The sequence below is a fragment of the Streptomyces sp. NBC_01549 genome, assembly GCF_026339955.1.
Taxonomy (GTDB): domain Bacteria; phylum Actinomycetota; class Actinomycetes; order Streptomycetales; family Streptomycetaceae; genus Streptomyces.
In genome coordinates, this window is sequence record NZ_JAPEPW010000002.1 from 1,254,792 (window position 1) to 1,274,205 (window position 19,414).

Below are 19,414 nucleotides of genomic sequence, written 5' to 3' on the forward strand. Positions count from 1 at the left end.
GCGGGGCGTCCTCGGCGATTTCCGGGCGCTTGGCGGCGGTGCTGTCACCGATGCGTCGGTCGCTTCTCGTGTTCCGTAGGCATGCTTCGGTGGAGCCGCAAACGCGATGCGCTCCGCCCCCGAGCGCTGGCTCAATGCCCGGTGCCCGTCTGCCAGAGCACGGTGTTTCCGAGCCGGATCTGCACGTTGCCGTCGTAGGTGATCGCTAGGACCGCTCCCGGATTCCCGCTGGTGTACGACGACCAATGGACTTTGTGCTGCGCGTCATAGATCGCGAGGAGGCCGTCGTTCTGGAACACCGCTTGGAGGTCGGAGCCGGAGGTATGCGTCGCCCAGCGTGTCACGTGTCGCTCATCGGTGACGACAAGGTCGCCGGAGGAGGTCATGGTCAAAGTGGCCTTGCCGTACTCGATGGACTGGCCCGGTTGGATGACCGCAGTAGCTTGGATGACGTAGGGGTCTGCCGTGGACGCCGGTGCTGAGCTGGACGTCGGCGTCTTTGCAGGGGGGTGCGTTTCTGCTTGAGTGAGTAGGCTTCGAACGGTCATGCGGCGATGTCGAGTTGTTCCTGGTAGAGGGCCGCGTGGGTGCGCTGGTAGTCGCAGCGCATGTGGTGCTGCCAGTACTCGGTGAAGTCGCCGTTGGCGATGACGGCGCGCAAGAGCAGGACGGCTTCGCCGCCGGGCAGGCTCCATCGTGCCCCGGTCACATCGAGACGTTCTTTCACGAGGTAGCGGCAGCTGCCCTCGATGACGCCGGTGGCGATCGGCCAGCCCAGAGTGAGGGCGATGTGGTAGTTCAGGTAGGGCTGTTTGGCTTCCAGGTAGGCGGCGGCGCGGTCCAGGCCGGGGGCCGGCCGGTTCTGGCCGGCGTGGGCGCGTTGGTGGGCGTGCAGGTCGGCGATCACGCGGGGGGCGTGGCCTTCGAGCAGATCGCGGGCGGCTTGCTGGACGAAGGCGGCGCGGGTGGGCTGGGTGGGGTGGAGGTCGTCGGCGGCCTTCCACAAATATTCGAGCACGTGAACGAAATCGACGATGATGTCGATGCTCACGCCGCGCCGTGCCGCTTCCTGGGTCAGGCAGTCGAGTTGGTGGTTGGCGCCGTCCACGAGCACGACCCAGCGGCGCAGGTGTTCGGGGTCACGGCGTTCGGCCTCGTCGAACAGGGTGGTAACCATGGTGGCGGTGGAGTGCTCGAGTGAGGCGTCCATGTGCCGGTTCTTCGCGGCCGGTCCCTTCTTCCGCTCGGCGCGTTCGGGTGCGTCGCGGGGCAGGATGTCGGCGGCGGTGCGGGGTGCGGGGGCGGCGTCGTAGCAGGCGGTGACGCAGGCCATGCGGGTGCGTCCGGTGCGTTCCTTGCTGGAGAGCTGGGCCGAGGGCGGCTGCGGGCCGGTCGGACGTGGCGGGGCCGGGGTGCGCAGACCGGAGGGGATCATGTTGACGCCGGTGGCGTCGATGCTCAGCACCAGCAGGTGGCGTCCCTGGGGCCCGACCACGGCCGTGGGTTCGGCGGCACTCCCGGTGCGCTGATCGTAGAAGTCGCGGACATCGCGGGCGGCCTCGATGGCGATCTCCTGCAGTTGGCGGGTGCCCAGGTGTTGACCGGTGGTACGGGCGAGTGCTTCGCGGGCGGAGCGCAGGGGTCCGTCGGCGACTTCGTGCACCACTGCCCGCTGCAGCGGGGCGGAGTGCAGGCGGGCGGGCAGGGCCAGCACGGCGTCGGCGGGGTGCAGGTTCGCGGCCTTCGGGGCGCGGTAGGCGATGCGGGAGACTTCCACCGGGCCCACCGTGGTGAGGAGTTGGCGGGTGTGTCCGGGCTCGGCCCTCCTGCGGGCCACCTGGTCGGCGCCGGTCACCACGGCGAGGCGTTCCTCCCGGCGGGCGGCGGCGTCCAGGTAGTCCTGCATCGCGATGCGCTGGAGCTCGCGTCCGGACCGGGTGAGGTAGTCCTCGAGCCGCTCCTGGGTGCATGCGGCCATGTCCGTGTCACTCAAACGGGCGATCATCGTCTCGAGTTGGGCGCGTGAGGCCGCGTAGTCGTCATGAGCGGGGGCTGGCTGGGGGTAGGTTGCCACCGGGTTCCTTCTTGTGCTGAGCGGCTTTCATTCACCCGGGCAACACAAGAAGGACCCGTCCACGCACGGCAGTTCACCCGCCTGCCGCGGCCGGCACACGCGCCAGGGTGAACAGGCCCCCGGGCGTCTTCACCACCACCCCTGCGGCGGCGGCCTTCTTCAAGCGCTGGCGTACCCGCTCCACGCTGCGTGCCGTGATCTCCAGGCCCAGCTCCTCGGCGACCCGCCGGCACCGCACCGGGCCCGCATGACCGGCCAGCACCCTGAGCATCTGCTCGGCGAACGAGGCGGCCGCATCCTGCCCGTGTCGCGCACCCCGGCCGATCCGGTGCGCGGCGGCGGCCGGTCGGGAACGGCCTCCGCCGCGTGCACCGCCGGAAGTTCACCGACCACCTGCCGGGCCGTGACCAGCCGCTCCAACTCCGCCTCGCACACCGCCAGCAGTCCCGCGATCCGCTCCGCTTCCGCACGCAGCCGTTCCGTCTCGGCCCGGTACGCCGCCGACCGCTCATCCAGCTGCTGCAGTACAACATCGCAACTCATCGAACGGCCTCTCCACGCCAGTTGATCACCAGCAACCGCAACGAGCCGTCACCGCATCAAGCAACGGATCTTGAAGACACGTCACTCAAGCGGAAACGCACCCCCTCGGACACCCGAGGGTCTCGGTGCAGGTGGCCACTCGGCTGGTCATGTGCAGTGCCGGTACCCGTAGACCGCAGGTAATTCTGGACAGCGAGCTCTTCGGAGTGCAACCAAAACGGTGCTCCGATGCGCTGGGACGTCCTGCGCGGCCGGACAGGGAAACCCGGCTGTCGGCACTTCGCTCTTGTCGACTCGGCCGCAGCTGTCCGGCTGGGCCGTTCAGTCCGCCAGAGTGCCGTCGTCGCGAGCGGGTTCCTCATCGAGGCGGCGGAGGATGCGCTCGTTGACGGCGATGAGGGTGTCGAGTTCATCGGGGGTGAGGAGGTCGATGAAGTGGTTGCGGACGTTGTGCACGTGCTGGGGTGCGGCCTCTACGATGGCGTGGCGTCCGGCGGGCAGGAGGCAGATCAGGGTGCTGCGGGCGTCGGCGGGGTTGGGTTCACGAGTGATCAGCCCTCGCTCCTGCATACGCCGTACCTGATGGGAGAGCCGGCTCTTCTCCCAGACCAGCAGACCGCATAGTTCTTGCGCCGGTATGCGTCCCGTGGGGTACTCCGACAGCACCGCGAGGATCTCGTAGTCGGCCTCAGTCAGCCCGGAGTCCTGGAGAAGATGCCGCTGCAGACGGACACCGAGCTGGTGGTGAGCGTGCACGAACGTCCGCCAGGCACGGTCCTCACGGGGGGCGAGCCACCTCGGTTCCGTTGACATACCACGCACCCTAACTCCTGGTTGAGAATGCAAACAAAAAAGAGGAGTTAGGGCCGAGCTGTCGACTTCCTGCGGGCCCCGGCGTCGCCGGGACCCTTCCGCATGCATGCCCGGGCAGGGAGCCGCTGTCGCGGTTCTCCGCTGCCGGCCGGGTCAGACGTTGATGCCGAGCCGGTCCAGCGGCTCCACCAGCTCTTCCTCCTCGTAGCCGAGGTGGGAGAGGAGAATTCGCTCCAGGACATCGGTCAGGTCCTGAACCTCGCCGATGTGGCCGTCGTCCTGCACGAGGGTGACCAGGGCGGCATCGAGCCGGGCCAGAGCCTCGGCGATGATCTCGTGTTCGTGTTCCAGCCGCTCCACCACCGGGCCCAGGGATACCTGTTTCTCGCGCAGTTCGGGGAACATGTACTGGTCCTCGATGGTGTGGTGCGTGGTGAGGGTGCGACTGTAGGCGGTGCAGAAGGTGCCGAGGGTCCAGTAGTTCTGGCGCAGCGTGAGGCTGTTGATCATCGAGCGGGCGGAGGCGGCGTCCCGCTGTCCGACGGCGACCTGGGCGACGGCGTCGGTGATCTGCCGCATCTCGTCGCGCAGGTTGTCGTGGATGCGGGTGAGCCGGGCACCGGTGTTCCCCAGGGCCGGGCCCGGCTGCTGCTTGGGGGCCCGGGGGCGGGTCGCTTCATCCAGGGGGTCGGCCGACCAGAGGCCGACGCTCTCCGGTGTTCGTGCAGGGGCGAAGGGCGGGACGGCGGATCGCGTGTCCGTGACGGGCTGCACGCCGCGTGCGGCGGCGATCGCCTCCCGCACCTGTGGTGCCACCTCTTCGGTGAAGGTGCGCAGTTCGCGCTCGGGGTCGGCTCCCGAGGGAGCGAGGACGAAGCCGCTGATGCCATGAGCGAGGGCGAGTTCGGTCAGCCCGCGAGCCCACTGCTCGGGGGGCCCGTCAAGGAAGCGGTCCGAGGTGAGGTGGGAGAAGCGTCCGCTGACGGTGTAGATCCGCTGGATCTGGGCGGGATCGCGGCCTGCGGCGCGGGCGGCGTCGTCGAGGGTCTGGCTCATCGCCGCGAGGTCGCCCGGGGGTGCGTAGGCCGAGGAGGGGAGCCAGCCGTCGCCGAGGCGGCCGGTGAGTTCCAGCATGCGCTTCTTGTACGAGCCGATCCAAATGCCGAGGGGGTGGGCGGGGAAGGGACCGGGGTGGGCTCCGTCGAGGCGGTAGTGACGGCCCGGGATGTCGGCGGCAGGACCGGGGGTCCACATCGCGCGGATCACCGCGATGGCCTCCTCCAGGGCGTCGACGGCCTCGGCCGGTGTGCGGCGCGGTCCACCGAGCGCGGTGATCGCGTCCCAGAAGGCACCAGCTCCGATGCCGAGTTCGGTCCGGCCGCCGCTGAGGATGTCCAGGGTGGCGGCGGACCGGGCGAGGACGGCGGGCGGGCGCAGCGGCAGGTTGGCGACGTGCGGGAAGAGGGTGACGCGGTCGGTGTGGGCCGCAAGGTGTGTCAGCAAGGTCCAGGTGTCGAGGAACGCCGGCTGGTAGGGGTGGTCCTGGATGCCGATGAGGTCCAGGCCGATGCCGTCGGTGAGGCGCGCCAGGCGTATGACCTCGTTGTGGTCTTCGGCGGTGGGGGTGAGGAAGGCTCCGAAGCGCAGGTCGTGTCCGTAGTCGGGCATGGGTGTGTCCTTTCGTACGCGGGCGCGCCCGGGCGGCCGACATTCGCAAGGAATGCGGGAAGCGTCCGCCCAGCGCTCTCGCCCGAATTGCCGGGGCTGCCGCCCGACCTCATGTCGGACCACGGCAGCCACCTCGTTCGCGGCTTGGCAGCGATCGCCCCGGGACAGGGCCGCGTCCCGGGGTCAGCGGTACTGCAGGCGGGCCTGGTGGGGAATTCGGCCGAAGTCGCCGCAGTGAAAGTCGCGGAAGGCCTGCTCGATCTCGGCCTTGCTGTTCATGACGAAGGGCCCACCCATCACGACGGACTGGCCGATCGGCTCACCGCTGTAGACCATGACCACGCTGTGCTCGCCTCCGTCGCCCGTTTCCAGCTCGATGGTCGAGGCAGGCGCGTGAGGAAGGGGATCGGACCAGGCGGTTTGCCCCGCGCGAACGGATCGTCCGGCGACGGTCACCGTACCTGACAGGACATGGAGGAACGCACGGTCACGGCCGGGAAGCAGATGGGTCAGACGCCGGTTCGGCTCCAGGGTGATCACCGCTCCGGAGATCGGCCAGTTGTTCAGTGCATGTCCTCGGACACCGCCGGCCTCGCCCGAGATGAGGTCGATGCGGGTGCCCTCCCCCTCAATGACGGGCCGCCGAGCGGCAAGCACGTCCTGGTAGCGAGTGTCGACCATCTTCATCTGGCCCGGCAGGTTCACCCACAGCTGCAGGGTGTGCGCCCGTTCGTTGCGAAATGCGAGCTCGCGGTGGATGATTCCGCGCCCCGCGGTCATCCACTGCACGTCGCCTGCGCCCAGTGCGCCGACATGGCCGGCGTTGTCGCCGTGTTCCAGGACGCCGTCGACAACAAACGTCACGGTCTCGACGCCCCGGTGGGGGTGCCACTCGAAGCCGGGCGAGGAGAACCAGTCCTCGCTCAACAGCAGGAACGGGTCGGTGAGCTCCGGCCGCGTTGGCGCGATGATCACGTACCGGTCGTCGACCTGCGCATCCGGCCCGGACTGCATCTTGTCCTGGACTCGGGCGACGCTCCGTTCCACAGCGCCGTGTAGCACGTCCACGATGGGGTCCTTCCGTCCGACCCATCGCGTTGATGCGTCACCCCGACGGTACGGGCCACAGGTTGAATCGTCAACTAAAATAGGGTGGCGGCGCGGAGCAGCAGGGGCTGAGCAAGCGCCAGCTAAGCGCCGGGCCGCCGACGCCAGGCCCGCCGCCCGGATACGCAAGGTTCACCAGGACTCGGACGGCACCTACGGCGTCCCCCGGATTACCGCCGAACTATGCGCCGACGGTGAGCGGGTCAACCACAAGAAGATCGCCCGCATCATGCGTCAGACCGGCCTGGCCGGTCTGCGGCTGCGTCGCAAAGACCGCACCACCTTCGCGGACCCGTCCGCCGCGAAGGCCCCTGACCCAATCAGCGGACACCCACCAAGCCTCAGGGGAACTCCCGGGATGTCGCACAATTGCCGAGCCACCGACCACCCGCCGCAGATCAACACGTTTCCACGCCCTCTGCACCACCACCGCATGACGCCAGAAGATCACCAACAGAGTCTGGCCATTGGGGTGATGGCGGGGCACCCCAGATGAAACCGTGGAACACCACTGAAGGAGTTCGAAGCTGCTGAGCGGAACCAGCTCGGCTGCGGCTGTGGCGTGAGCGTCGTGTTCGAGAGTGGCACCCGCGTGCGGCGGGTGCCACCCACCCTCACACTCCTGCCCCGCACCGCCGACAGACCTCGGCGGCTGGTCGGCCCCCGAGAGAACAGCTGGTGGATTCGGGCTCAGTGGGTCTCGGTGACCTTCGCCAGGGCACGTGGGGCGTCTGGGTCCTGGCCGCGCGCCGTGGTGATCTCGTAGGCCAACAGCTGCAGCGGCAGGATCTGCAGGATCGGCTGGATCTCCTCGGGTACCCCCGAGGTCGGCAGTACGAAGCCTGCGGAGGCGGCGTCGACCGCGGACCTGTTCCCGACCACGACCAGGTCGGCGCCGCGGTCGCGCAGCCGGTCGAGTACTGGCTGCAGGATCTGGCCGCCGCTGCCCTCGGGTACCACGGCGATGATCGGCGAGACGTTGTCGACCATGGCGAGCGGGCCGTGCAGCAGGTCCGCGCCGGAGAAGGAGAGCGCGGGGATGTAGCTGGTCTCCATCAGCTTCAGTGCCGCCTCCTTGGCCGTTGGGTAGCCGTAGCCCCGGGAGGTGAGGATCAGCCGCTCGGCGAAGCGGTACCGCGCGGCCAGCCGGGCCACGTCGGCCTGCCGGGCGAGGATCCGCTCGGCGAGGTCCGGCAGCTGCGCGGCGACGGCGGTGCCCCGGGACTTCGCCCCGTCGCGAAGACGGTCGACGAGCAGGTACAGCGACAGCAGCTCGGCGGTGTACGTCTTGGTGGCCGGGAGCGCCTTCTCCGGACCGGCCAGGACGTCGATGTGGAACTCGGAGACCTCGGCGAGGGGGGAGCCGGGGTTGTTGGTCACCGCCAGGGTGATCGCCCCCGCCTCCCGGGCTGCCCTGGTCGACGCCACCAGATCGGGCGAGCCGCCGGACTGGCTGACCGTGACGACCAGGACATCGGTCAGGTCCTGCTGTGCGCCGTAGGCCGTGGTGGTGGACATCGAGGTGAGGCCGGCCGGCATCCCCAGCAGTACCTCGATCAGGTACTTCGCGTACAGCGCCGCATTGTCGGAGGTACCGCGCGCGGTGAGCAGGACGAAGCGGGGTTTGCGGGCTGCGATCAGATCGGCGGTGCGGTGGATCTGCGGTGCGCCGTCGGCCAGGATGCGCCGCAGCACCGCGGGTTGCTGCGCCATCTCGGCGGACATCGTCCGGCCCGGTCGGTGCTGCTCTGGCCGGTTCTCGGTGGGCATGAGGGGGGACTCCTGTCGGTGGTTCTCAGACATCGGTGGCCTGTGCGGCGACCGCGTCCAGTGCCAGGATGACGGCTCCGGTGAGCGGTGCGCTCTCGGTGAAGTGCGCGGGGACCAGCCTGGGCGGGAAGGGCACGGACCGCTCGACGATCCGCCTGAGGCGGGGCAGGATCCGGTCCGCGGCGCGGGTCAGACCGCCTCCGGCCGCGATGGTGTCCGGGTCCAGGGCGATCGCCAGATTGGCGAGGTGCACGCCGAGGGTGTCCAGGGCGTCGTCGAGGAAGCGGGCCACCTCGGCGTCCCGCTCGGCGAGGGCGAAGACCTCGGTGGTGGTCACCGGGCGGCCGAGGAGTGCCGAGCCCCGGTCGCCGATGGCCCGCCCGGACACGTACTCCTCGAGCGGGGCGCGGCCGTCGGCCGCACTGCGGGTGTCGGCGGTCCCCAGCAGCTGGGAGCCGATCTCGCCGGCGGCCTGGTGGGCACCGCGCAGCACCCGTCCGTCGACCACGGTCGCGGCGGACAGCCCGGTGCCGAGGTTGAGGAAGATCCCGCAGGCGGACCCGGCCAGTGCGCCCCAGCGGGCCTCGGCCAGGGCCGCGGCCTTGACGTCGGTCTCGACGGCGACCGTGTCGGTCCCGAAGCTCTCCCGCAGGGTCGCGGCCAGGGCGAGCCGCTCCCAGCCGGGGTTGTTGGGCGCCAGCAGGATGCGGTCTTCCAGGACGATGCCGGGCGATGCGGCGGCGACTGCCCGCAGCGCGCCGTGGCCGTCGGCGACGGTGCGCGCGGTCATATCGCGGCCGCGCTCGACGACCCGTCGCATGACTTGGTCGACGCCTTGGCTGGCGAGGGTGGGTATGGCGTCGCGGCGCAGGATGGTGCCGTCCGGGGCGGCGGTGGCCAGGGCGGTCTTGGTGCCACCCAGGTCCACGGCCAGGACGTGGTACGGAGCCGGGCCGCCCCCGGGTGCGGGGGCGGCGCTGACGGTGGTGGTCATACGGTGGCGGGCTCCTTGTCGGCGTCGTCGGCCGCGTCGGCGTACTGCTCGCGGATCTGCTTGTCGCCGAACGGCCAGATGCGCTCCTTGCGGGCCCACGCCAGGAAGACCAGCCCGCCCAGGGCGACCCAGGCCAGCGACCACTCGATGGGGCGGCGACCGGGGGCGTTGTGATCGGCGCACACATAGATGTAGACCCACCCGGCGAAGGCCAGGACGCTGGGCAGCGGGTACAGCCACATCCTGTACGGGCGGTGCAACTGCGGCTGCCGTCTGCGCAGCACGGTGAGCGCGACGATCTGGGACAGCGTTTGGACCAGCACCATCACGGTGGTGAGCAGCTGGATGAGGGTGCCCATGTCGGTGTGACGGCCGATCATGAAGCCGACGGCGGTGATGACGCCCATGGTGACCAGGCCCACGGTCGGGAAGCCGTGCCTGGGGTGCAGCCGTGCGAAGGAGCGGAAGAAGACGCCGTCGCGCGCCGCGTCGTACGGCACTCGGGAGCCGGCCAGCAGGCCCGCCAGGACGGAGGCGAAGGCGGTGACCAGGATGAGGGTGGTGACGGCCTCCGCCGGGCCGCGGCCCCAGGCCTGCTCCAGGACCACCGAGGCCATCGACTGGTAGACGGCGGAGTTGGGATCGAGCATCCGGTGCCAGTCGACCGCGCCCAGCACGCCGACTTGCAGCAGCAGATAGATGACCATGACACCGAAGATGGCGGTGACCGTGGAGCGCGGCAGGGTGCGGCCGGGGTTCTTCAGCTCGCTGCCGAGGTAGGCGGCAGTGTTGTAGCCGAGGTAGTCGTACACGCCCACCGCGAGGCCGGCCCCGAAACCGGTCCAGAACTTGCCGCCGAGCAGGTCGAAGGCGCCGGCCGGGTAGCTGAACGCGTTGTCGGCGTGGAAGTGCGAGTACGCGGCGACCAGGACGAGCGCCACCGCGAGCAGCATGACGACCCACATGGCCGTGGTCAGCCGGGCGATGGAGTCGACCCTGCGCCACAGCAGTCCCACGATGAGGACGATCAGGGCGAGTCCGACGAGGTCTCCCGAGTTCGAGCCCATCGACGGCCACAGGTAGCCCAGGTACTGCACCAGGCCGACGATGCCGGTGGACATGATCAGGGGGACGAAGAGGATGGCCGTCCACACGAAGAGGAAGGGCATCAGCTTGCCGGTGCGGTACTGGAACGCCTCGCGGAGGTAGACGTAGGTGCCGCCAGCGCCCGGCATGGCGGCGCCGAGCTCCGCCCACACCAGGCCGTCGACCAGGGCGAGCAGGGCGCCGGCGATCCAGCCGATGATGGCCTGGGGGCCGCCGAACGCGGCGACCATCAAAGGGATGGTGATGAACGGGCCGACACCGACCATCTGGCTCATGTTCAAAGCGGTGGCCTGAAGCAGGCCTATACGGCGGGCCAGGCCGCCGCCGGGGGAAGTGGACACGGTTGCGCCTTCGGGGAGGGGGCGGGAGTTGGGTAAATGTAACGAGTCTTTCTTTATGAATACAAGGGGTGCCGGACCACGGCTTCCGCGGCGGTGGGAGGATGGCGGCCATGACGACGATGTTGGGCGGTCCCTCACATAGCGCGGCGCTGCGCGGGCCTGGCAGCATGCGCCGGGCCAACGAGTGGGTCGTCCTGGAGAGGCTGCGGTCGCACGCCCCGGCCTCGGCCCCCGAACTGTCCTCCGTGACCGGACTCTCCCGGCCCACCGTGAACCTGGCCCTCGCCCGGTTGGAGGAGGACAGACTCGTCCGGCAGACTGGGCGGCGTACCGGGAACGCCGGTCGGTCCGCCCGGCTGTGGGAGCCCCATGTCGACACCGGCCGGGTGATCAGTGTCGACGTCGGCGCGCAGTGGGTCCGGCTGGCCCTCGCCGACCTGGGCGGGAGGGTGCTCGACCGGCGCCGGGAGCCGTCCCGCGCCCTGAGCGCGACCGATCTGGTCCACCAGATCTCACGGCTGGTGGCCGAACTGCTGGAGAGCAACGAGGTCACCCGGGAGCGGCTGCTCAGCACCGTCGTCGGCAGCCCCGGCATCTACGACCCCGCGTCCCAACGGCTGCGCCATGCCTCCAACCTGCCCGGCTGGGACCGCCCGACCATCGTCGGCCTGCTCACCGACGAGTTCGGCGACAGCATCAGGTTCGAGAACGACATCGACCTGGCGGCCCTGGGGGAACAGGCGGCAGGACTCGGCTGCGGCATCCCCGACTTCGTCTACCTCTCCGTGGGCAGCGGCGTCGGGATGGGGACGATCACCGGCGGCCGACTGCACCGGGGTGCCCGCGGCGCGGCCGGCGAGATCGCCTTCCTCCTGGTCGGCGACAGCGGGGGAGAACCCCCGGAGGAGGTCAGGTCGCGCGGCGCCTTCGAGAGCGCCGCGGCCGCCGATGCGATCGTCGCTGCCGCTCGGTACGCAGGGATGGGGGAGAACTGCACGGTCGAGGACGTCTTCACGGCGGCCCGGGCCCACCACAGCGTCGCGTCGGCGATCGTGGACCGTGAGGTCGACCTGCTCGCCAGGGCCCTGGTCGCCGTGGTGGCGTTGATCGACCCACAGCTCGTCGTCCTAGGCGGCGGGGTCGGCCGCCACGCGGAGTTCCTGCTGGAACCCCTCGGGCGCCGACTCGCCGAGCTGGTTCCGCTGCCGCTGCCCGAACTCGCGGTGTCCACCGTCGGAGAGGACGCCACCGTCATCGGCGGTGTCGCCGAGGCCGTCGACGACGCCTGGCGTCGAGCCTTCGGCGCGGGCCAGCGGCGTCGCCGGGAGGCCGAGGGGGCGGAAGGCCCCTGGCCGGGCTGAGGTACGCGGCAGACCGCCAGGACGGGAGCCGGGGCGGTACGCTCCACCGGCACTTCCGACGGCGCTCGGACCTCATCGCCGCCGTCTTCCGCCACGAAACCGACGCCCGCGCCAAGGCTTGCCGCCTCCCTCGCGGCATGAACCGGTCGAAGCGCCCGCCCGGCCTTCGCGCGGGTGGCGGTCTCGGCGACGTCGACGCGCTGGGGCTCGATGGCGTGCCCGGCCGCGATACGACGCAGGGCGCACTCGGCGACCGAGCAGGCGGCCACGGACTCGTCGTACGAGCCGTCGGCAGCGTCGCGGGTGGCACGCAGCCTCGCCGCGGCCCTGTCGAGTTCGCGCGGGGCCTGCGTGATGCCGGTGATGCGGGGCAGGGCGGCGCGGACGGCGGCGTACGCCTCCAGGGCGGCTTCCGTACGGGCCTGCGTGTGCGCCAACTCGTTGATTCGGCTGGCGAGTTCGGCCAGCAGCGCCTCGCGGGCGGCGATCCGGCGCGCGCGGGCGGTGGCGGCCGATATACGCGGACGGTGGCACCGACATACTGGGCGTGCTCCTTGGTGTGGGCACCGACCAGGACACCGGCGGCGTACCGGCCGTCCGGGCTGAGCCGCGGGGTCCCGGTGTCGAGGTCGCCGGCGACAGCGACAGCGACGGAGCGCAGTACGGCGGTAACCCGCGCGGCCGGGATCGCGGCGTTGTCCTTGGGGTCCCCGAGGTTGTCGGGGGTCTCGGGGTTCTCGTGGTTCTCGGGCCTCATGAGATCGGCAAGGCTCGGACCGCTCACCTGGGCACCGGCACGGAGATAGCCCTCGCTGTGCCTGACCGTCACGAGGGTGTCCTCGGCGGTGACGCAGGCGTCGAGGAGGCCCGACGCCTCCAGACCCGCACGCTGACGATCCGTCAGCCTGCCGTCGAAGTCGACGAGTTGCCACAGCGGAACGCCGTCGCCGGGCGCCCTCCCCCGGCCGTCCTCAGGGGGACCCCATCTCGTGTCGCTCGGCGGCGCGTCCGCGGGCCGGGGGCGGGACGTCGTCGTGTTCGGCGGCGATCCGGTCGCGTTCGGCTTCCGCCTCGGCGCCGCGGCGCTCGACGTCGGTGCGCTGCGCGCGCAGGGAGGCGAGGGTGTCGCGCAGTTCCTGCATGGTGGGAGCGGTGGTCTCCGTGAAGGCGTCGGCGAGCGTGACCGCATCGGCCTCGCCGGTGAGTTCGAGCGCTTCGGCGAGTCGGCCCGCCCCCTCCCCCAGCCTTCGACCGGGGACCCCCTCTCGCTCCGCTTCGGCCAGGAGCGCGCCGTGTGCCCGCGTCCACTGACCGAGCGCCGTACGGGCCTGTTCGCGGGCGGGCCCGAGGGCCGTCTCGGCAGCCGTTTCGGCGGTTTCGGCCGCGGCGACGGCCTCCCGCGCGCGGTCGAGCGAGACCCGGGCGAGGTCACGGGTCTGCTCGGCACCGCGTGCCGCCTGCCGGGCGCCGCGCGCGACCAAGCTGTGTTCGGTCAGCTTCCGCGACGGGTACCGGATCCTGTGCCCCGCGGACGTCCCGTATCCCCCGGCGACCGCGGACCCGTCTGGTCGTGGGTTCCTCCCGCGCTGCCCCCTGCATCCCGTCAGCAACCGGCAGCGAGGGAAGGCGAAACCGGCCTGGGCGAGGCCCGCGAGAAGGTCCTCATCGTCGGATGCCGGGGAGTCCAACTAGGCGACCGCAACAAGCAGTACAACCGGTACGAATACCGGTTGAGCACCCGTGTCGTGGACTTCGCGACGCTGCTGCGCAGCCGCCCGGTCAAGGACGCCCTCATCAAACTGATGCTGAAACCCGACAGCGAAATCCTTCGAGCCGATGTGATGCACGAGCTCTGTGCAGAGCGCGCCTACCTCCTGCGCAAGACGCCCATCGACCTCGGACGAGTCGAGCGCACCCCCGCCGGCCGACCGCGCAGCGCGGCTCAGCCCCCTGGCGACTACGTACTCGTCCGCGACTGTGAAGGCGTCCAGGCGGGCGACCGATGCGTGCAGCACAATGAATTCCTCTACCCCTGCCATGGATCCCGGATCAATGAGCGGGAGCTCGTGGCCGCCCGGCCCGAACTCGCCGAAGCCATCGTCGACATGATCACCGAGTACAGCCCCGCCTCCACCCCGCCCACGGTGTGGGGGGAGATCGACAACGCTCTTAACGGCATTCCCGATCCGGCACGCTTCGGGCGTGTGGTCCACGATTTCCGACGCACGTGCGTCGAAGGAGCAGACGGAGTCTCCTACGGCCGCGACAACCAGGCGACTTACACCCGCGAAGTCACCTCTTCAATGCGCCGTAACCGCGTAGAGGCCCTCCTGAACCACGAAAAGGATCGCCTCAAACGCGCCGCCAACCGTCAGGCAATACAGCAAGCCGACCGAGCCGAGCAAACCGCGAAGCGTCAGACACGCGACGAACCTGCCTCCGCTGAACCGACCACGACGCCATCCGTCCCCGACCCCCGCCTCACACGCGATCCCGACGTCACACCCAACAGCCCTGCCTCCCGAAGCCGTCGCCGGACAACCTCACGTCCGACACGAATAGTACTGCAACCGCATCTGCCGTGACAGGTGCTGGGTTGGCTCGTTGTTCCGACTGTGCGATGAATCGTTGACGGTTGAGCAGGTCGAGTCGTGGTCCGAGGGGATAGCCGGGTTCCATGCCCGGTTCGCCCACCGTTTCGGCAGGTCGGAGCCCCGCGAGCGGGCGTCGGACTACCTGAACGGGTTGCTCGCGCCGCTTGAGAAGAAGAACGGGTGGACGCTGTCGGAGCAGGTCGGGCAGTTGCGCCCCGACGGCGTCCAGCGCCTGCTCAACCACTCCGACTGGGACGAGAACGCGGTCCGCGACGATGTCCGGGACTTCGTCGTGGAGACCATCGGCGCCAAGGACGCGGTGCTGATCGGCGACGACACCGGCTTCCTGAAGAAGGGCACCAAGTCCGCCGGCGTCCAGCGGCAGTACACCGGCACAGCCGGCCGCACGGAGAACAGCCAGATCGGAACATTCCTGGCCTACGCCTCCGCCAGGGGGCGGGCGTTGATCGACCGCGAGCTCTACATCCCCGTCTCCTGGACGGATGACCGTGACCGCTGCCGCGCGGCCGGGATCGACGACGAGGTCCCCTTCGCGACCAAGAACGAGCACTTCAAGTGGATGCTGCAACGCGCCATCGACGCGGGTGTCCCGTTCGCGTGGGTCACCGCTGACGAGGCATACGGGCAGGTCAAGCACCTGCGAGTGTGGCTGGAGGAACGTCGGGTCGCGCACGTGCTGGCTACGAAGGTCAACGACACTGTGATCACCACGCACGGGGCGGACACGCGGGTGGACCAGTTGGTCGCCGCGCTGCCCCGCCAGCGGTGGAAACGAATCTCCGGCGGGGCCGGCGCGCACGGTGAGCGGATCTACGACTGGGCGCGTGTCGCGATCCGCCCGTCCTGGGAAAACGGCTTCGGGCACTGGGTGCTGGCCCGACGCAGCGTCAGCGACCCGAGCGAGATCGCCTACTACGTCTGCTACGGCCCGGTCGCCTCCCGACTGAAAGACCTGGTCAAAGTAGCTGCCGCGAGGTGGGCGGTCGAGGAGTGCTTCCAGACCGCGAAGGGAGAGTGCGGTCTGGACCACTACCAGGTGCGGCTCTACCGGGCCTGGTACCGCCACATCACCCTGGCCATGGCCGCCCTTGCCTACCTGACCGCCGTCCGCGCCGCAGAAGCCACAAAAGGGGCACTCTCGACGACGAGCAAGACCTCATACCCCTCAGCGTCCCGGAGATCCGCCGGTTGATGGGCCACGTCGTCGTCACGCGCCACTGTCACAGCAACGAGCACCATCTGCACTGGTCACGCTTCCGACGACGCAGCCAAGCCCGAGCCCGCCGCTCCCACTATAAACGCCGAGGCCACATTCTCCAGATGCGGTTGCAGTAATAGTCCCCGACCAACTCTTCGACCGCGCCGAACGAGACATCACCCACCCCAGTCGAGACGCCCACCCGCGCTACGACCGGCCGCACCACCCCGACCCACCCGACCGCTCCGGCCCCTCCTTGCCAGGCTTCTGACCGTCCTCCACAGGCCGGGCAGGCTCCGACGGAGGACTACCAGCGATCCAGCACCGCGAGCTGGGAGCTGTAGCCGACGAGGACGGGCACGTCCTCGCCCGCACGCCGTGGCGTGACCGTGCCGAGAGTGAATTCTCTCGCTCTCGACTGCCTGCAGGTCCGCTCCACGGCCGACACCACCGAGCAGCCCGAAGGGAACGCCGCATGAGGCCCGCCGACCACACCGAGTACATCGTGCAGTGCATCCGGGAAGCCGGACGAGTTTCGGGGCACCGCGGGAGTCGGCCGCTTTGCCGCGGCGCATCCGCACGGCGGCGATCACCGGCCGGGAGGTGGGGGTGCAGATGGTGGCGAGCAGGGGGTGCAGGGTGCGGATGCCCTTGAACCGGCCGTATTCGGCGCCCTGTTTGGTGCGGCCGTAGACGCGTTTGTGGGTGGAGTCGACGTCGATGAACGCCTTCTCGCCACAGCCGGGCAGCAACGGGGTGTGCGCGGCCAGTTCGCGCAGGAACCTGCGGTGTACCGCGTGCAGTTGGAGGGCGTGACCGTGGGTGAAGGAGCGCAGGAAGGTGCCCAGGGTGGATGAAGCCCCGGAGTTCGGGGTTCTGGCCGATCTTCCCGGGCTTGGGGCGGGGCCGGCGGGCCTGAGTCGGGCGTGGGCGGCGTGCGGCCGGTACTGGCCGTTGACCGGGTGCCGGTTGCGGCGGATCTCGCGGCTGATGGTGGACGGGCTGCGGCCCAGCTCGGCGGCGATAGCGCGCACCGTGGCCTTCTCCCGCAGCCGGTCGGCTATGTGGATGCGGTCGGCCTCGCCCAGGTAGCGGGACAGACCCGACGAAGGCGGCGCCTCCTGATAGATCGGAGGCGCCGCCTTCTCGCGGCCTTTGTGGGCGTGGCGGCCGTTGCGCCACTTCTTGCCGGTCCGGACGTCGATACCGACGATCCGACAGGCCTCCCTGCTGCTGTAGCCCTGCTGCATGAGCTGGAAGTATGCCGCCCGCTCCAGAGTCAGCTTCTTCCGTCCCTGCGGCTTCCGGTCCTTACGGATCTCGAAGTCCATCGCACCCCTTCAGCTGGGGTGTTGCGACGACCACTAGAACCCAAGGGTGCGCCGGGGGCTCTTCGTTGTTCCCGTGGGAGACAGATGGGAGATAGATCTTGCTCGCCAAAGCTAACTCAGGCTAACCGAGCCTAACTCTGGCTAACATTCACCGAGCCATATCAGTGCATACCGCCCTGACCAGCCTCAACCCGAGAGACGCTCTTGATCCAGACGATCACGGTTCCCCCTCTTCTGTTGGCCCCCTGTGGCTTGCCCGCTTCACCCTGCCACGGAAACCAGCCGCTGATGAAAGAGCCGACGGCGTGGCGCCGGTGCCCCGTCCCAAAAAAAAGGGGGTCACCGGCGCCGCGTGTCCGCCCCGCGCCTCAGCCGTTCTGGCCGAGCGCGGTGTCGTCCACGCCCAGGTTGTCGCTGCTGAGCGTGTGGTCGAGGCTGCTGAGCGTGTCCTTGACGGGCAGGTCGCCCAGGGAGTCGCCGTCGACGGCGTGGGACGGGGTGATCGCCGCGACGACGAACCCGGTGGCGAGGGAGGCGATGGCGAGCATGCTGCGCTTCTTCATGCCCGGTTCAACTCCGAATGCGGCGAGGAGTCACGGGTGGGTAACGCAACTCCCACTCCCCGTCCGGATCAGCCCTTGGTGGACCCCAGTGTCAGGCCCGCGACGAAGTGCCGTTGCAGGAGCAGGAAGACCAGGATCGTGGGGAGGGCGACCAGGACAGAGCCCGCCGCCAGCAGGTTGTAGTCCGTGAAGAACTGGCCGCGGAGGTTGTTGAGGGATGACGTGACCGGGAGCTTGTCGGGGTTGGAGATGAAGATCAGGGCCCAGAGGAAGTCGTTGTAGATCCAGGTGAACTCGAGGGTGCCGAGGGCCGCGAGGGCCGGGCGGCACAGCGGGAGCGTGATGCGCCAGAACTGGGTCCACACGCCCGCGCCGTCGACGATCGCGGCCTCGAGGATCTCCTGCGGCAGCGTCCTCATGAAATTGGCCAGCACGAAGACGCAGAAGCCCATCTGGAAGCCGATGTTGACGATGATGACGGCCCAGTAGGAGTCGTACATCGTCAGCGAGTCGGACATCCACCACGGCAGCGGGACCTTGTTGAACAGGACGTACAGCGGGGTGACGATGACCTGTTGGGGCAGCAGGTTGCCCGCGGTGAAGAACATCAGCAGGACCAGGCCCCCGCGCAGCTTCAGCCGGGACACGGCGAAGGCCACGAACGAGGCGAGGAAGAGGGTCACCAGGACGGCGGGCACAGCGATGAGCAGGGTGTTGGTGAAGTACTTGCCCATACCGGATTCGCTGTAGGCGCGGCGGTAGTACTCGAAGGACAGGTGCTTCGGGAAGGAGAAGTAGCCGTTCTGCGCCGTCTCCTCGTAGGGCCGCAGCGAGGCGTAGACAGCGAGCAGGAGCGGCGCGAGGAAGGCGAGCGAGACGCCCATCAGGAAGATGTGGACGCCGAAGCGTCCGGGACGCGGCCGGCGGCGGGGAGCGGGCGTCTCGTCCGGAACGGGAGCGGGGCGCACGGGGGCACCGGTGCGGATGTCGGCGGTCATCGTTCGCGCGCACCTCGCAGCTCTTGGACCAGGAACGTCACGATGAACCCCAGGGAGACGGTGAGCAGGACGACCGCGATGGCGGAGCCGAATCCGATCCGGCTGGCTTCCCCGATGATGTTGTCGGTGATCAGGACGGAGAGCAGTTCCAGGCCGTTGCGGCCCTTGTTGACCGCGTAGACGATGTCGAACGCGCGCAGCGCCTCGATGACGGTGATGACACCGACGATGACGTTGACCGGGCGCAGGGTCGGGAAGACGACGCGGAAGAAGGTCTGGCGGGCGTTGGCGCCGTCGATCGCGGCGGCTTCCTTCAGCTGCGGGTCGACGGACTTGAGTCCGGCGAGGTAGAGGATCATGACGTATCCCGTGTGCCGCCAGCTCGCCGCGATCATCATCATCCAGATGTTGAGGTGCGCGTCGCCGAGCCAGTCGACCGGGTTCTCGTGGTTGTTGAGGATCGTGTTGACCACGCCCTGGTCGGTGCCGAGGATCAGCTGGGCGATGAAGCCGACGATGGCGAGCGAGAGCACGACCGGCAGGTAGATCACGGACTGGTAGAAGCGGCTGAAGCGCACTCCGCGGTCGATGAGCACGGCGAGGAACAGTCCGAACGGGGTGGCGATCAGGCCGAGGAAGAGCAGCCACAGGACGTTGTGGCGGACGGCGGGCCAGAACGCCGGGTAGTTCTCGAAGAGGTTCTTGTAGTTGTCGCCGCCGGCCCAGTGGACGTCGCCGACGCCGTCCCAGGAGGTGAAGGAGAGCCCGATGGAGGCGAGGGTCGGGCCCCAGACGATGACGATGTCGAGCAGGACGGGTATACCGAGGAGCACGCCGAGGACGACGGCGTCGCGGCGGGAGAACCGCCGCAGCCGTCGTCGCCCGGCGCGCCGTGGGATGTTGAGCGCCACGGAACGTCTTCCCCCAGATG

The 19,414-nt window shown here is 69.4% G+C and carries 16 protein-coding genes and 2 pseudogenes; 4 read left to right on the plus strand and 14 right to left on the minus strand.

Translation table 11 applies throughout. The features are described from left to right. Positions 1–131 precede the first annotated feature (131 nt). The 6 genes from OG819_RS40460 to OG819_RS40490 all read right to left on the minus strand — a co-directional run bounded on the left by OG819_RS40460 (position 132) and on the right by OG819_RS40490 (position 6,166). Entirely contained in the window at positions 132–386 is a 255-nt protein-coding gene (locus OG819_RS40460) for a hypothetical protein (protein ID WP_266654131.1), read from the minus strand. A 158-nt stretch (positions 387–544) separates the two neighbouring features. Beyond that, on the minus strand, positions 545–2,074 hold the full coding sequence (locus OG819_RS40465) for an ISKra4 family transposase (protein ID WP_266654133.1): 1,530 nt from the start codon (positions 2,072–2,074) through the stop codon (positions 545–547). Positions 2,075–2,147: 73 nt separating this feature from the next. Beyond that, complete coding sequence (locus OG819_RS40470; protein WP_266654135.1) at positions 2,148–2,345, minus strand: hypothetical protein; 198 nt, start codon at positions 2,343–2,345, stop codon at positions 2,148–2,150. 593 nt (positions 2,346–2,938) lie between these two features. Further along, complete coding sequence (locus OG819_RS40475) at positions 2,939–3,430, minus strand: MarR family winged helix-turn-helix transcriptional regulator (protein ID WP_266654137.1); 492 nt, start codon at positions 3,428–3,430, stop codon at positions 2,939–2,941. Positions 3,431–3,583: 153 nt separating this feature from the next. Next, positions 3,584–5,098, minus strand: coding sequence for an LLM class flavin-dependent oxidoreductase (locus OG819_RS58780; protein WP_323139414.1), 1,515 nt, complete (start codon positions 5,096–5,098; stop codon positions 3,584–3,586). A gap of 183 nt (positions 5,099–5,281) precedes the next feature. Next, on the minus strand, positions 5,282–6,166 hold the full coding sequence (locus tag OG819_RS40490) for a pirin family protein (RefSeq protein ID WP_266654139.1): 885 nt from the start codon (positions 6,164–6,166) through the stop codon (positions 5,282–5,284). Between the two features lie 157 nt (positions 6,167–6,323). Between OG819_RS40490 and OG819_RS40495 the strand changes: the two are divergent. Next, positions 6,324–6,473: pseudogene (locus tag OG819_RS40495) on the plus strand (IS3 family transposase); the annotation flags it as partial. Between the two features lie 422 nt (positions 6,474–6,895). Here OG819_RS40495 and OG819_RS40500 read toward each other — a convergent pair. Genes OG819_RS40500 through OG819_RS40510 form a run of 3 tightly spaced genes read right to left on the minus strand, consistent with a single transcriptional unit; the run spans position 6,896 to position 10,417 of the window. Then, positions 6,896–7,975 carry an SIS domain-containing protein gene (locus OG819_RS40500; RefSeq protein WP_266654141.1) on the minus strand — a complete coding sequence of 360 codons (1,080 nt, stop codon included), beginning with the start codon at positions 7,973–7,975 and terminating at the stop codon, positions 6,896–6,898. Between the two features lie 25 nt (positions 7,976–8,000). Next, entirely contained in the window at positions 8,001–8,969 is a 969-nt protein-coding gene (locus OG819_RS40505) for an ROK family protein (RefSeq protein WP_266654143.1), read from the minus strand. Continuing rightward, complete coding sequence (locus tag OG819_RS40510) at positions 8,966–10,417, minus strand: APC family permease (RefSeq protein ID WP_266654145.1); 1,452 nt, start codon at positions 10,415–10,417, stop codon at positions 8,966–8,968. Before OG819_RS40510 ends, OG819_RS40505 begins: the two co-directional genes overlap by 4 nt. A 110-nt stretch (positions 10,418–10,527) precedes the next feature. Here OG819_RS40510 and OG819_RS40515 point away from each other — a divergent pair, with 110 nt between their 5' ends. After that, on the plus strand, positions 10,528–11,778 hold the full coding sequence (locus OG819_RS40515; protein ID WP_266654147.1) for an ROK family transcriptional regulator: 1,251 nt from the start codon (positions 10,528–10,530) through the stop codon (positions 11,776–11,778). Between the two features lie 971 nt (positions 11,779–12,749). Here OG819_RS40515 and OG819_RS40520 read toward each other — a convergent pair. Beyond that, on the minus strand, positions 12,750–13,259 hold the full coding sequence (locus tag OG819_RS40520; RefSeq protein ID WP_266654149.1) for a hypothetical protein: 510 nt from the start codon (positions 13,257–13,259) through the stop codon (positions 12,750–12,752). Positions 13,260–13,508: 249 nt separating this feature from the next. Here OG819_RS40520 and OG819_RS40525 point away from each other — a divergent pair, with 249 nt between their 5' ends. Together OG819_RS40525 and OG819_RS40530 are read left to right on the plus strand one after the other, a co-directional pair. After that, a complete protein-coding gene (locus OG819_RS40525) occupies positions 13,509–14,363 on the plus strand; it encodes a hypothetical protein (protein WP_266654151.1) in 855 nt (284 codons plus the stop codon). Positions 14,364–14,442: 79 nt separating this feature from the next. Continuing rightward, positions 14,443–15,585, plus strand: a complete 1,143-nt coding sequence (locus OG819_RS40530) for an IS701 family transposase (protein ID WP_266655518.1) — start codon at positions 14,443–14,445, stop codon at positions 15,583–15,585. 858 nt (positions 15,586–16,443) lie between these two features. On the opposite strand, the pseudogene OG819_RS40535 reads toward OG819_RS40530, so the two are convergent. The 4 genes and pseudogenes from OG819_RS40535 to OG819_RS40550 all read right to left on the minus strand — a co-directional run. After that, a pseudogene (locus tag OG819_RS40535) lies at positions 16,444–16,922 on the minus strand (helix-turn-helix domain-containing protein); the annotation flags it as partial. A 368-nt stretch (positions 16,923–17,290) separates the two neighbouring features. Next, positions 17,291–17,485, minus strand: coding sequence for a hypothetical protein (locus OG819_RS40540; RefSeq protein ID WP_266588729.1), 195 nt, complete (start codon positions 17,483–17,485; stop codon positions 17,291–17,293). Positions 17,486–17,553: 68 nt separating this feature from the next. After that, a complete protein-coding gene (locus OG819_RS40545; RefSeq protein WP_266632452.1) occupies positions 17,554–18,483 on the minus strand; it encodes a carbohydrate ABC transporter permease in 930 nt (309 codons plus the stop codon). Further along, entirely contained in the window at positions 18,480–19,394 is a 915-nt protein-coding gene (locus tag OG819_RS40550) for a carbohydrate ABC transporter permease (RefSeq protein WP_266654153.1), read from the minus strand. Before OG819_RS40550 ends, OG819_RS40545 begins: the two co-directional genes overlap by 4 nt. Between the last annotated feature and the right edge of the window lie 20 nt (positions 19,395–19,414).

Excerpts from the sequence above, each read along its gene's own strand:
- OG819_RS40460 (WP_266654131.1), bottom strand. The coding sequence starts at position 386 with ATGACCTCCTCCGGCGACCTTGTCGTCACCGATGAGCGACACGTGACA.
- OG819_RS40540 (WP_266588729.1), bottom strand. The coding sequence starts at position 17,485 with ATGAAGAAGCGCAGCATGCTCGCCATCGCCTCCCTCGCCACCGGGTTC.
- OG819_RS40500 (WP_266654141.1), bottom strand. The coding sequence starts at position 7,975 with ATGCCCACCGAGAACCGGCCAGAGCAGCACCGACCGGGCCGGACGATG.
- OG819_RS40545 (WP_266632452.1), bottom strand. The coding sequence starts at position 18,483 with ATGACCGCCGACATCCGCACCGGTGCCCCCGTGCGCCCCGCTCCCGTT.
- OG819_RS40470 (WP_266654135.1), bottom strand. The coding sequence starts at position 2,345 with ATGCTCAGGGTGCTGGCCGGTCATGCGGGCCCGGTGCGGTGCCGGCGG.
- OG819_RS40475 (WP_266654137.1), bottom strand. The coding sequence starts at position 3,430 with ATGTCAACGGAACCGAGGTGGCTCGCCCCCCGTGAGGACCGTGCCTGG.
- OG819_RS58780 (WP_323139414.1), bottom strand. The coding sequence starts at position 5,098 with ATGCCCGACTACGGACACGACCTGCGCTTCGGAGCCTTCCTCACCCCC.
- OG819_RS40515 (WP_266654147.1), top strand. The coding sequence starts at position 10,528 with ATGACGACGATGTTGGGCGGTCCCTCACATAGCGCGGCGCTGCGCGGG.
- OG819_RS40505 (WP_266654143.1), bottom strand. The coding sequence starts at position 8,969 with ATGACCACCACCGTCAGCGCCGCCCCCGCACCCGGGGGCGGCCCGGCT.